The 10,891-nt window shown below is 70.0% G+C and carries 12 protein-coding genes and 2 pseudogenes; 7 read left to right on the top strand and 7 right to left on the bottom strand.

The features are described from left to right. Window positions 1-462: 462 nt before the first annotated feature. Complete coding sequence (locus ACIGYR_RS13580; protein WP_391839680.1) at window positions 463-1,113, bottom strand: DNA-3-methyladenine glycosylase; 651 nt, start codon at window positions 1,111-1,113, stop codon at window positions 463-465. A gap of 100 nt (window positions 1,114-1,213) precedes the next feature. Between ACIGYR_RS13580 and ACIGYR_RS13575 the strand changes: the two genes are divergently transcribed. From ACIGYR_RS13575 to ACIGYR_RS13565, 3 genes are all read left to right on the top strand, one after another. Then, on the top strand, window positions 1,214-1,996 hold the full coding sequence (locus ACIGYR_RS13575; RefSeq protein WP_391839678.1) for a sporulation protein: 783 nt from the start codon (window positions 1,214-1,216) through the stop codon (window positions 1,994-1,996). Window positions 1,997-2,041: 45 nt separating this feature from the next. Next, on the top strand, window positions 2,042-2,581 hold the full coding sequence (locus ACIGYR_RS13570) for a YbhB/YbcL family Raf kinase inhibitor-like protein (RefSeq protein ID WP_391839677.1): 540 nt from the start codon (window positions 2,042-2,044) through the stop codon (window positions 2,579-2,581). A 168-nt stretch (window positions 2,582-2,749) separates the two neighbouring features. Next, on the top strand, window positions 2,750-3,256 hold the full coding sequence (locus tag ACIGYR_RS13565) for an HNH endonuclease (RefSeq protein WP_391839675.1): 507 nt from the start codon (window positions 2,750-2,752) through the stop codon (window positions 3,254-3,256). Window positions 3,257-3,368: 112 nt separating this feature from the next. Here the strand turns inward: ACIGYR_RS13565 and ACIGYR_RS13560 are convergent, their stop codons facing one another. The 3 genes from ACIGYR_RS13560 to ACIGYR_RS13550 form a co-directional block, all read right to left on the bottom strand. Then, window positions 3,369-4,334, bottom strand: coding sequence for an SPFH domain-containing protein (locus tag ACIGYR_RS13560; RefSeq protein WP_399594999.1), 966 nt, complete (start codon window positions 4,332-4,334; stop codon window positions 3,369-3,371). Window positions 4,335-4,455: 121 nt separating this feature from the next. Further along, window positions 4,456-4,887, bottom strand: a complete 432-nt coding sequence (locus ACIGYR_RS13555; RefSeq protein ID WP_391839672.1) for an NfeD family protein — start codon at window positions 4,885-4,887, stop codon at window positions 4,456-4,458. 60 nt (window positions 4,888-4,947) lie between these two features. Beyond that, a complete protein-coding gene (locus ACIGYR_RS13550; protein ID WP_391839670.1) occupies window positions 4,948-5,745 on the bottom strand; it encodes an ABC transporter ATP-binding protein in 798 nt (265 codons plus the stop codon). 151 nt (window positions 5,746-5,896) lie between these two features. Here ACIGYR_RS13550 and ACIGYR_RS13545 point away from each other — a divergent pair, with 151 nt between their 5' ends. Then, the gene (locus ACIGYR_RS13545; protein WP_391839668.1) at window positions 5,897-6,685 is read left to right on the top strand and encodes a hypothetical protein; all 789 of its coding nucleotides are present in this window, start codon (window positions 5,897-5,899) and stop codon (window positions 6,683-6,685) included. Window positions 6,686-7,030: 345 nt separating this feature from the next. Here ACIGYR_RS13545 and ACIGYR_RS13540 read toward each other — a convergent pair whose 3' ends face one another. The 3 genes from ACIGYR_RS13540 to ACIGYR_RS13530 all read right to left on the bottom strand — a co-directional run bounded on the left by ACIGYR_RS13540 (window position 7,031) and on the right by ACIGYR_RS13530 (window position 9,246). Next, window positions 7,031-7,276 carry a chaplin gene (locus ACIGYR_RS13540; protein ID WP_399595003.1) on the bottom strand — a complete coding sequence of 82 codons (246 nt, stop codon included), beginning with the start codon at window positions 7,274-7,276 and terminating at the stop codon, window positions 7,031-7,033. A gap of 169 nt (window positions 7,277-7,445) precedes the next feature. After that, window positions 7,446-8,087 carry a response regulator gene (locus ACIGYR_RS13535; protein ID WP_391839664.1) on the bottom strand — a complete coding sequence of 214 codons (642 nt, stop codon included), beginning with the start codon at window positions 8,085-8,087 and terminating at the stop codon, window positions 7,446-7,448. Further along, window positions 8,080-9,246, bottom strand: coding sequence for a GAF domain-containing sensor histidine kinase (locus tag ACIGYR_RS13530; RefSeq protein WP_399595005.1), 1,167 nt, complete (start codon window positions 9,244-9,246; stop codon window positions 8,080-8,082). The genes ACIGYR_RS13535 and ACIGYR_RS13530 overlap by 8 nt, the downstream gene beginning before the upstream one ends. Before the next feature lie 135 nt (window positions 9,247-9,381). On the opposite strand from ACIGYR_RS13530, the pseudogene ACIGYR_RS13525 reads away from it, so the two are divergent. The 3 genes and pseudogenes from ACIGYR_RS13525 to ACIGYR_RS13515 form a co-directional block, all read left to right on the top strand. After that, window positions 9,382-9,483, top strand: a pseudogene (locus ACIGYR_RS13525) (short-chain dehydrogenase); the annotation flags it as partial. 45 nt (window positions 9,484-9,528) lie between these two features. Then, a pseudogene (locus ACIGYR_RS13520) lies at window positions 9,529-9,843 on the top strand (S-adenosylmethionine:tRNA ribosyltransferase-isomerase); the annotation flags it as partial. A 298-nt stretch (window positions 9,844-10,141) separates the two neighbouring features. Continuing rightward, the gene (locus tag ACIGYR_RS13515) at window positions 10,142-10,876 is read left to right on the top strand and encodes a transglycosylase SLT domain-containing protein (protein WP_399595008.1); all 735 of its coding nucleotides are present in this window, start codon (window positions 10,142-10,144) and stop codon (window positions 10,874-10,876) included. Window positions 10,877-10,891 lie beyond the last annotated feature (15 nt).

Here is a 10,891-nt window from a genome sequence, read left to right as displayed (position 1 = left end):
TCTGGCGTTGATTTTTGGCACGCTGTTGAGTTCTCAAGGAACGGTCGCTTCCTTTGTACTCACCCTCTCAGGCTTTCCTCCGGGCTTCCCTTCGGTGTTTCCGACTCTATCAGATCTTTTCTCGATCCGATTTCCTCGGCGCTTTCCAGGTTCCCGCTCTCGCGTTTCCCTTTCCGGCGGTCCCGACTTTATCAGATCCTTTCGGCGTCCGATTCCCTGTCGGCGGGATTGTCTCGGGGCTTTCGGCTTTCGCCGTCCGCCCTTTCGACGTCCACTACGTTAGCCGATTCCCTCTGCGACTCATAATCGAGTCCCGCGAGTTCGAATTCGGGCACGCGGACGCGCCAGAAACGACCCCGTCGAGGGGTTGGGGCTAGGTGGTGGGTTGGCCGCTCCGGCTGCAGGCGATCGCCGTACCCGGTTCAGCGGCTCCGGATACATTACGCACCTTGGCGGACCGAGTCAACTTTGGCGGCGCCTCGGCACATGAGCCCGATAGGGGCTGACCGTCGGGTCGTTGGCGACCCAGTACCGCCACGGGTGGAGGTCGCCGCTCCCGCCCTCGCCGGCGACACCGGTGCGAGGACCGCTGTGTACCTGGTCGGAGGGGACCGGCGTGCCCGCCAGCATCCTCAGTGGCGTCTCTTCGGACGTGCACGCGTCCGTGCCGTCCAACGCCCGGTCGACCTCCAGCGCCGTGGCCAGCCGGGCCGGCCCCTTGGCCAGTTCCTTGTCGTTCCGGGCCGAAACCCGTCGCTTGCGGGCCAGCTCGGCGCCCTCCACCACCTCCCCCGCGCGCAGGAGGACGGCGCTCGCCCGGCCCTCGGGTCCGCAGACCAGATTCATGCAGTGCCACATGCCGTAGGTGAAGTAGACGTACACGTGTCCGGGCGGACCGAACATCACCGCGTTGCGCGCGGTGCGGCCCCGGTAGGCGTGCGAACCCGGATCGTTGGGGCCGTCGTACGCCTCGACCTCCGTGAGGCGGAGGGCGATCGGGCCGTCCGGTGTCGACCGGACCAGGACGCGGCCGAGGAGGTCCGGCGCGACCTCCAGGACCGGGCGGTCGAAGAAGCTGCGGGGCAGTGGCGTACGGTCCGGGGGCGCGATCATGCCCTCCGAGGGTAGTCCAGACGAGGCGCCGCGCCGGCGGAACCGGTGGCGGGCGGATCGCGTTTGTACGGGTCGAGGGTTCATTCGTAAAGGGAGTGCCATGGCGTTCAAGAAGCTGCTCGCGAGCCTGGGTGCCGGCGGGGCATCGGTCGAGACGGTGCTGACCGAGGTCAACGTCGTCCCGGGCGGTGTCGTCCAGGGTGAGGTGCGGATCCAGGGCGGGTCCGTGAACCAGACCATCGAGGGCTTGTCCGTCGGTCTGCAGGCCAAGGTCGAGGTGGAGAGCGGCGACCAGGAGTACAAGCAGGACATCGAGTTCACCAAGGTCCGGCTCGGCGGTGCCTTCGAGCTCCAGGCGGGTGCCGTGCACGCGGTGCCGTTCGGGCTGGAGATCCCCTGGGAGACGCCGGTCACCATGATCGACGGTCAGGCGCTGCGGGGCATGAACATCGGTGTGACCACCGAGCTGGCGATCGCGCGGGCCGTGGACTCCGGCGACCTGGACCCGATCAACGTCCACCCGCTGCCTGCGCAGAAGGCGATCCTGGACGGCTTCATCCAGCTGGGCTTCCGCTTCAAGAACGCGGACATGGAGCGCGGCCACATCCGGGGTACGCGGCAGAAGCTGCCGTTCTACCAGGAGATCGAGTTCTTCCCGCCGTCGCAGTACAGGGGTCTGAACCAGGTCGAGCTGAGCTTCGTGGCCGACGAGCACGCGATGGACGTCGTGCTGGAGATGGACAAGAAGCCGGGTCTGTTCAGCGAGGGGTCGGACACCTACCGCTCCTTCCAGGTGGGTCTGAACGACTGGCAGGGGACCGACTGGGCGGCTTACCTCAACCAGTGGCTGTCCGAGGTCGGCAGCAAGCGCAACTGGTTCTAGGCTCGGGAACTGCTGGTTCCAGATCATCGATCAGGAGGTACCGAGGTGACCGAGCTCAAGCGGCGGCCGCTCCCCCACGATTTCCATCCGCCCGTGCCGTCGTTCACGGTGACGAGCGAGGACGTCGAGGAGGGTGCGACGCTCAGGAGCGCCCAGGTCCAGGCGGAGGGCAACACCTCGCCGCAGCTGCGCTGGGAGGGCTTCCCCGCGGAGACCAAGAGCTTCGCCGTGACCTGCTACGACCCTGACGCGCCGACCGGCAGCGGGTTCTGGCACTGGGTCCTGTTCGATATCCCGGCCTCCGTGACGGAGCTGCCGGCGGGTGCGGGCGGCGGCAAGTTCGAGGGGCTGCCCGCGGGCGCCGTGCACGTGCGCAACGACTACGGGTCGAAGGACTTCGGCGGTGCCGCGCCGCCGCCCGGGGACGGCCCGCACCGGTACGTCTTCACGGTGTACGCCGTGGACCAGGAGAAGCTTGGTCCGGACGCGGACGTCTCTCCGGCCGTCGTCGGTTTCAACCTGCGGTTCCACACCATCGCCCGCGCTCAGCTGATCGGTGAGTACGAGAACCCCGCGCAGGGCTGACCGCACCGCCCTGATTCAGCCGAGCGTTCATTGAACGTTTGCCCGCCTCCGGTCTTGGAAGTGATCGGAGGCGGGCATTTTTTATTGCGTTGTCCATCTCGGCGCGCCCGTCCAGAGTTGATCCGAGCCCGCCGGGGGGTGGGCAGGTGCACACGGGAGGTGGGCTGGATGCGTGACACGTTGGTCCTGAACGCGAGTTTCGAACCGCTGTCCACGGTGACTCTGAACCGAGCTGTGGTCCTGGTGCTGCAGGACAAGGCCGTGGTCGAGCAGGCCCATCCCGAGCTGCGTATGCGCGGTGCCGATGTGGACATACCCGCGCCCCGGGTGATCAGGCTGTGCCGGTATGTCCGGGTGCCGTTCCGAAGACAAGCCCCGTGGTCGCGGCGGGGGGTGCTGGTCCGGGACCGGCACCGGTGCGCGTACTGCGGGCGCAGGGCCACGACCGTGGACCATGTGGTGCCGCGGTCGCACGGCGGCCAGGACACGTGGCTGAACACGGTGGCCGCGTGTGCGGAGGACAACCACCGGAAGGCCGACCGGACACCGGAGGAGGCGGGGATGGCACTGCTGCGCGCGCCGTTCGAACCGTCGCCGGCCGACGCGATGTTGCTCGCCCTGGGCCAGGAGGACTTCGCGGCTCTGCCTGACTGGCTGGCCCGGGACGCTGCCTGACCGTCGCCGTAGGGCCTCTGTCAGTACGCCGGGCGCGGGTGGTGTGTGGTTGATCGCGCAGTTCCCCGCACCCCTTTCGGGGCGCGGCGGAACCCGGTGTCGGGAAGAACCCTCAGTCGATCGACGGCTTCTCCCGGCGTTCCGGGGCGGAGCCCCCGTCGCCCGACGAGCCGTTGTTGCCGTTGTTGCCCGAACCACCGCCCAGACCACCGAAGTTGCCCATCGCGCCGGACAGGCCCTTGAGGGCGTCGCCGATTTCGCTGGGGACGATCCAGAGCTTGTTGGCGTCGCCCTCGGCGATCTTGGGGAGCATCTGGAGGTACTGGTAGGAGAGCAGCTTCTGGTCCGGGTCGCCGGCGTGGATGGCCTCGAAGACCGTGCGCACGGCCTGGGCCTCGCCCTCGGCGCGCAGGGCGGCTGCCTTGGCCTCACCTTCGGCGCGCAGGATCTGGGACTGCTTCTCGCCCTCGGCGCGCAGGATCTCGGACTGCCGGACGCCTTCGGCCTGGAGGATCGCGGCGCGCTTGTCACGGTCGGCGCGCATCTGCTTCTCCATCGAGTCCTGGATGGAGGTGGGCGGCTCGATGGCCTTCAGTTCGACGCGGTTGACGCGGATGCCCCACTTGCCGGTGGCCTCGTCCAGGACCCCGCGCAGGGCCGCGTTGATCTCCTCGCGGGAGGTCAGCGTCCGTTCGAGGTCCATGCCGCCGATGATGTTGCGCAGGGTGGTGACCGTCAGCTGCTCGATCGCCTGGATGTAGCTGGCGACCTCGTAGGTGGCGGCCCGGGCGTCGGTGACCTGGTAGTAGATGACCGTGTCGATGTTCACGACCAGGTTGTCCTGGGTGATCACCGGCTGCGGCGGGAACGGGACGACCTGTTCGCGCAGGTCGATGCGGTTGCGGATGGTGTCGATGAACGGAACCACGATGTTCAGGCCCGCGTTCAGGGTCCGCGTGTAGCGGCCGAAGCGCTCGACGATGGCAGCGCTGGCCTGTGGGATGACTTGGATCGTCTTGATCAGGGCGATGAAGACCAACACCACCAGGATGATCAGGACGATGATGACCGGTTCCATCGTCGTTCCCCGTACCCTTCTCCGCCTCGGCGCCTTCGGCAGATCTCATGACTGTTGAAGATCTTGCTGGTCGAGTCTGACAGACCGTCGCAACTCGTGGGGCCTTCTCGGCGAGTTGTCCTCAGAGGACGATCGCGGTGGCCCCTTCGATGTCCACGACGTCCACCTCCTGGCCGACTTCGTAGGCGCGGCCGGTGTCGAGGGCGCGGGCCGACCAGACCTCTCCGGCGAGCTTGATGCGGCCCCCGGAGGCGTCGACCCGTTCCAGTACGACGGCCTGTCTGCCTTTCAACGCCTCGACTCCGGTGGCGAATCGGGGGCGTTGCCTGCCGTGTCGGGCGGCGATGGGCCGGACGACGGCGATGAGGGCGACGGAGACGACGACGAACGAGAGGACCTGGATCACCGCGTCGAAGCCGAGGGCGGACACGACCGCCGCCGCCACGGCGCCCACCGCGAGCATGCCGAACTCCGGCATCGCGGTGACCACGAGCGGGATTCCGAGCGCCGCCGCGCCGACGAGCCACCACACCCATGCGTCGATGTCGTTCACATGGTCATGGTAGGACCGCGGTCGGGCGGCGGACAGGGCGCGAAAGGGAGAGCGACGGGGTCAGGCGAGGGGCAGACCCTGGGCGGTCCAGCGGTCGCCGACCTGCTCCACGACGAGCGGGAGGCCGAAGCAGAGGGAGAGGTTGCGGGAGCTGAGTTCCAGCTCGATGGGGCCGGCGGCCAGGACCTTGCCCTGCCGGATCATGAGGACGTGGGTGAAGCCGGGGGCGATCTCCTCGACGTGGTGCGTCACCATGATCATCGACGGGGCGATGGGGTCGCGGGCGAGCCGGCCGAGGCGGCGGACCAGGTCCTCGCGGCCACCGAGGTCGAGGCCGGCGGCGGGCTCGTCCAGCAGGAGCAGCTCGGGGTCGGTCATCAGGGCGCGGGCGATCAGGGTGCGCTTGCGCTCGCCCTCGGAGAGGGTGCCGAACTTCCGGTCGAGGTAGTCGCTCATCCCGAGACGGTCGAGGAAGGCGCGGGCGCGCTGCTCGTCGACGTCCTCGTACTCCTCCTGCCAGCCGGCGGTCATGCCGTAGGCGGCGGTGAGGACCGTCTGCAGGACCGTCTGGCGCTTGGGGAGCTTCTCGGCCAGGGCGATACCGGCCATGCCGATGCGGGGGCGCAGCTCGAAGACGTCGGTACCGGGCTTGCCGAGGGTCTCGCCGAGGATGGTGGCGGTGCCCGTGCTGGGGTAGAGGTAGCTGGAAGCGACGTTGAGGAGGGTGGTCTTGCCGGCGCCGTTGGGGCCGAGGATGACCCAGCGCTCGCCCTCCTTCACCGACCAGGAGACCTGGTCCACCAGAGCCCGGCCCTCGCGGACCACGGATACGTCCTGAAGCTCCAGAACATCGCTCATGAGCGCGTTGTCTCCCCTTGCAGTGTGGCCGGTCTCGGCTGTCGCGTACGCCTGTGGCTCGGGTCCGCCGCGCCGGTGGGCGCAGCCCTTATGAAATCTACGCCACGAGCGCCCCGCTCCATTCCATCGGTCCGGTCCGTAGGGTGTGGGCATGCTCTCGGAACCGCGTTCAGGACGCCTCGCCGCTTGGGGAAATGCCCTTTTGGCCGGACTTGTCTCTCCGGATGACGCTGTGTTCGCCGTCGTGGGCGAGGACGCGGTGCACCGCGTGGAGGGGCTGCCCGGAGAGCCCGCGCCGGTCGGGCTGACGCTCGCGCTGGGGAGGCTGCGCACGCTGGGGGTGACCGGGCTGCGGGTGGCGCTGCCCGCCCCGGGGCATCCGCTGGGGCTGAGCGGTCCGCCGGAGTTCAACGCGCGGGCGCTGGAGGCCGAGGAGGCGGCGATCTGTCACGGCGCCGCGTTCGGGCTGGTGCCCCAGGTGTACGAGGCCGGGCCCGCGGGTGATGTGCATGTCGAGGTGGTCTGGCACGCACTGCCGGTGCGGGAGGCTTCGCCGGCCGACGTTCCCTCGCTGGGGGAGGCCGAGCGGGAACTGGCGGAGGCGCTGCGGGAGGCGACCGAGGTGCTGTCGAAGCTGGACGTCGCCGGCTCGGGGCCGGTGGCGGAGGCGGCGATCGGCGCGTACCGGGCGCGGGCCGAGCGGGGGCAGGAGCTGCTGGCACCGGGGTATCCGCCGCGCGCGGTGCGGGTGTTGGAGCTTGCGCAGCGGGTGGGGCTGCTGGTGTCGCTGGCGCACGACCACGGGCACGGGGGCGCGGTGAGCGCCTCGGAGATGGCGGCGCGGGGGGCCGCGCTGCGGCCGGTGGAGCGGACGGCGCGGCGGGCGCAGGTGGCGGCGTACAACGCGTTCGTGGAGGAGCGGGAGCGGGGGGCACGGTAGGCCCCTCGGGACCCGGCGTCGGTACGGACGGCCTGCCTTTGGATGCCGGGGATGCTCCCCCCGGGCCGCTGTCGCCCGGGCCCCTTGTACCGGCCGGACGCCAGCCGTCGTACCGGCCGGGCGTCAGTCGTTGACGCTGGTGTTGCCGAAGGCGGGGTGGTTCATGGGACGGGTTCCTCCTGCGTGTGCGGGTCCGACCCGGCCGTGGGTCGTGCGCTGATCAGTGCGGGAGGCCCTGGCGGGGGACGGACACCGTGGCCCCGGCGCCCGTCCGGGCCAGTCGGAGGACAAGCTGACAGGCCCCCCGGGTGCACTCGGGGGGCCTGAGGCCGTCGCGGCCGGACCTCAGTGGTTGAGGCCGAGGTTGCCGAAGGCCGGGTTCAGGACGCCGATGACGCTCACGCTGTTGCCGACGGCGTTCACCGGGACGTGCACCGGGGCCTGGACGAGATTGCCCGAGCCGACACCCGGGGAGCCGTGGGCCGCGCCGATGGCGTCGGCTCCGCCGTGGGCGGAGGCCATGCCCGCACCGGCTGCCACCAGTCCACCGGCCACCATCGTCACGGCCGCTGCCTTCTTCAGACTCTTCACTGTCAACCCCTCCTGGACGTTCAGCGCGGCGATCGCCGCAGCACGCCCTGGAGAACGGCGGAGATCACCGAAGGGTGCGCCATCCGGGTGACATTCCCCCTACGGTATGAATCTCGGCCTGGACCGTGACCCTCCGTGTTGTCGTGCGTGAAGCGTTGGTCAGGGCGTTTCAGCCGGTCACTCCGTGGCGTACGGCCCACAGCGCGGCCTGGGTGCGGTCGGCGAGGTCGAGTTTCATCAGGATGTTGGAGACGTGCGTCTTGACGGTCTTCTCGGACAGGACCAGGGCGCGGGCTATTTCCCGGTTGGAGCGGCCGTCCGCGATCAGACCGAGCACCTCGCGCTCCCGCTCGGTGAGCGAACTTCCCCTGCCCTGACCGCTGTTGGCCTCCTCCTGGGAGAGCAGGGCGTCGGCGACCTCCGGCTGGAGCAGGATGTGCCCGGCGTGCACGGAACGGATGGCGCCGGCGAGGGCGTCGGGGTCCACGTCCTTGTAGACGTACCCGGCGGCGCCGGCGCGCAGGGCCGGGACGACCGTGCGCTGCTCGGTGAAGCTCGTGACGATCAGCACGCGCGCGGGGTTGCCGAGTTCGCGCAGTCTGCGCAGCGCGCCGATGCCGTCCAGGCCCGGCATCTTGATGTCCATGAGGACGATGTCGGGCCGCAGTTCCTCGGCACGGTCGACTCCCTCGGCGCCGTCGGCGGCCTCGCCGACGACCTCTATGTCGTCCTGCACCTCCAGGAAGGTGCGCAGGCCCCGGCGGACGACCTGGTGGTCGTCGACCAGCAGCACCTTGATCGGTTCAGCCACCGGGAACCTCCATCTCGATCGTGGTGCCCTTGCCGGGCGCCGATTCCACGGTCAGGGAGCCGCCGACCCCGCCGGCCCGGTCCCGCATCGACACCAGGCCGAGGTGGCGTCCGGCGCGGCGGACCGTCGTGGGGTCGAAGCCGTTGCCGTCGTCGGTGACACGCAGGACGGCGCCGCTGCCGCGCCGCTCCACGCTGACGTCGACGCGGGCGGCCCCGGAGTGGCGCAGGGCGTTGTGCAGGGCCTCCTGGGCGACCCTGAGCAGGGCCTCCTCCTGGGACGCGGGCAGGGCGCGGAAGCCGTTGCTCCGGAAGGTCACACGGGCGGTGTGGGCGCGGTCGAGGACCTGCGTCTGCGTGCGCAGGGTGGCGAGCAGGCCGTCCTCGTCCAGCGCGGCGGGCCGCAACTCCACGACAGCGGCGCGCAGTTCGTCGACGGCCTCGGCGGCGAGGGAGGCCACCTGGTGCAGCTCGCCCTTGGCGCGGGCGGGGTCGCGGTCCACCAGCGCGGCTGCCGCCTGGGCGGTCAGGCGCAGGGAGAACAGCTTCTGGCTGACCGCGTCGTGCAGTTCGTGGGCGAGACGGGAGCGTTCCTCGGCGATGGTCAGCTCGCGGCTGCGCTCGTAGAGGCGGGCGTTGGTGAGGGCGATGGCGGCGTGCTGGGCGAGGATGGCGAGCAGTTCCTCGTCCTCCTCGGTGAAGCCGCAGTTGCCCTCCGGCTTCGGGCACGAGGGGCCTTGCCCCGGTCGCAGCTTGTTGGCGAGGAAGAGGGCGCCGATGACCTCGTCGCCGTCGCGGATGGGCAGGCCCAGGAAGTCGGCCAGGTCGGGGTGGGCGGACGGCCAGCCCTCGAAGCGGGGGTCCTTGCGCACGTCGGCGAGGCGCTCGGGCTTCGCCTCGTGCAGCATCGCGGCGAGGATGCCGTGCTGGCGCGGGAGCGGGCCGATGGCACGCCACTGCTCGTCGCTGACACCGTCCACGACGAACTGGGCGAAGCCGCCGTGGTCGTCGGGGACGCCGAGGGCGGCGTACTGCGCGTCGAGCAGCTCGCGGGCGGAGGCGACGATCGTCTTGAGGACGTCGCGCACCTCCAGATGCCTGCTCATGGCCAGCAGCGCGGAGCTCACCGCGGCGAGGCCGGACCGGGGGCCTTGACTCATGTCCTCACGGTACCGGCGGGGTGTGACAGGCGGATCGGCCTCATGACGGCGGGGCCCGGTCCGCTGGACGTAGGACCGGCGGCGTAGGCCCCCGGCCGGGACGTGCGGCGTACGCCGAAGGGCCCCGGCGCCCTGCGGCCGGCGCCCGACGCTGTCGTACCGGCGTTCCCGCGGCTGCTGGACGAGCGGCCGGCGAGTGGGCGGTACACGGCGCCGTCCCTGATGGAGGGGCGGTGAGGACCGTCATGAGGGTCCCCGCGGGGCTGGAGGGGTCTGCCGACTCGGGTGATCGCGGTCGGGACGACGGCCGTGCGGGCCGCGGGGCCGGACGGGGTGGTGCGCGCGGCGCAGGGGTGGACGGATCTGGTGGTCACTCCCGAAGGCGGGGTGCGGGTGGTGGACGGACTGCTGACGGGGCTGCACGAGCCGGAGGCGTCGCATCTGCTGATGCTGGAGGCGGTGGCCGGCCGGGCGGCGGTCGACCGTGCCTACGAGGAGGCGCTGCGCGAGCTCTACCTGTGGCACGAGTTCGGCGACGCCCATCTCCTCCTCCCGGAGGAGGCTCACACAAAGCATTGCGATGGCAACGCACGGTGAGATGGCATGGCGCCCCGTGTGAGCCCGCGCATAGGGCCCACATCACGTACGAAAGGGCATAGGAGATAGAGCCATCCACATGAACGGGACAGACGGTCCCGTCTGTCCTATTTTGCCCTTCCCTGATCCACTACCCGGGATCGTACGTCACACCTTTGCCTGGGCATTTTGCGCCCGCTAAGAATTGCTCCCGTCGCTCAGCGCCGCGGATTTCCGCCGCGGCGTTCGTGCGGGAGGAGCCGATTCCTCCGGCGGACGCGGGAGCGACCTCCGCGCTATTCGAAGAGGTCCATCAGGCATGCCCAAGAACTTCCTCAACCGTGCTCATAGTCGTCCGCTGACCAAGCACCACAAGATCGCCGTCGCCGGCGTCGCCGCACTCGGCACCGCCGCCCTGGCCTTCTCCGCCGCCCCCAGCAACGCCGACACCGTCACCACCGGTGCCCCGGCCACGACCACCGCCGTGACCACGCAGGTCGCCTCCAGCACGGTCCTGAAGAACGTCAAGGGCACGGTCACCGACCAGCTCGCCGGCAAGAACGTCAAGCTCGACACCTTCGCGGCGCAGAAGAAGGCCGCCGACGCCGCCGCCGCCAAGAAGGCCGCCGAGGCCGCCGCCGCCAAGAAGGCCGCGCAGCAGCGCGCCGCCCAGCAGGCCGCCACCCGCTCCACGCAGCGCCTGGAGATCCAGCCGGTCGCCGCGAAGACGTACGCCAACAACCTCGACGGCTGGATCCGGCAGGCCCTGGCCATCATGAAGTCCAAGGGCATCCCGGGCAGCTACAACGGCCTGCACAAGAACATCATGCGCGAGTCCTCCGGCAACCCCATGGCCATCAACAACTGGGACGTCAACGCCATCAACGGCATCCCGTCCAAGGGCCTGCTCCAGGTCATCCCGCCGACCTTCAGCGCGTACCACGTCCCCGGCACGTCCTGGAACATCTACGACCCGGTCGCCAACATCACCGCCGCCGCCAACTACGCGGCCGACAAGTACGGCTCGATCGACAACGTCAACAGCGCGTACTGAGGTCCGGCGCGGGAC

The organism is Streptomyces sp. NPDC053076 (assembly GCF_044546845.1).
Taxonomy (GTDB): domain Bacteria; phylum Actinomycetota; class Actinomycetes; order Streptomycetales; family Streptomycetaceae; genus Streptomyces.
This window is presented reverse-complemented; position numbering and strand designations above follow the sequence as displayed.

Bases quoted from the DNA above. Each gene is read 5' to 3' on its own strand.
- ACIGYR_RS13545 (WP_391839668.1), top strand. From the start codon at position 5,897: ATGCTCTCGGAACCGCGTTCAGGACGCCTCGCCGCTTGGGGAAATGCC.
- ACIGYR_RS13565 (WP_391839675.1), top strand. From the start codon at position 2,750: ATGCGTGACACGTTGGTCCTGAACGCGAGTTTCGAACCGCTGTCCACG.
- ACIGYR_RS13530 (WP_399595005.1), bottom strand. From the start codon at position 9,246: ATGAGTCAAGGCCCCCGGTCCGGCCTCGCCGCGGTGAGCTCCGCGCTG.
- ACIGYR_RS13580 (WP_391839680.1), bottom strand. From the start codon at position 1,113: ATGATCGCGCCCCCGGACCGTACGCCACTGCCCCGCAGCTTCTTCGAC.
- ACIGYR_RS13515 (WP_399595008.1), top strand. From the start codon at position 10,142: ATGCCCAAGAACTTCCTCAACCGTGCTCATAGTCGTCCGCTGACCAAG.
- ACIGYR_RS13560 (WP_399594999.1), bottom strand. From the start codon at position 4,334: ATGGAACCGGTCATCATCGTCCTGATCATCCTGGTGGTGTTGGTCTTC.
- ACIGYR_RS13575 (WP_391839678.1), top strand. From the start codon at position 1,214: ATGGCGTTCAAGAAGCTGCTCGCGAGCCTGGGTGCCGGCGGGGCATCG.
- ACIGYR_RS13550 (WP_391839670.1), bottom strand. From the start codon at position 5,745: ATGAGCGATGTTCTGGAGCTTCAGGACGTATCCGTGGTCCGCGAGGGC.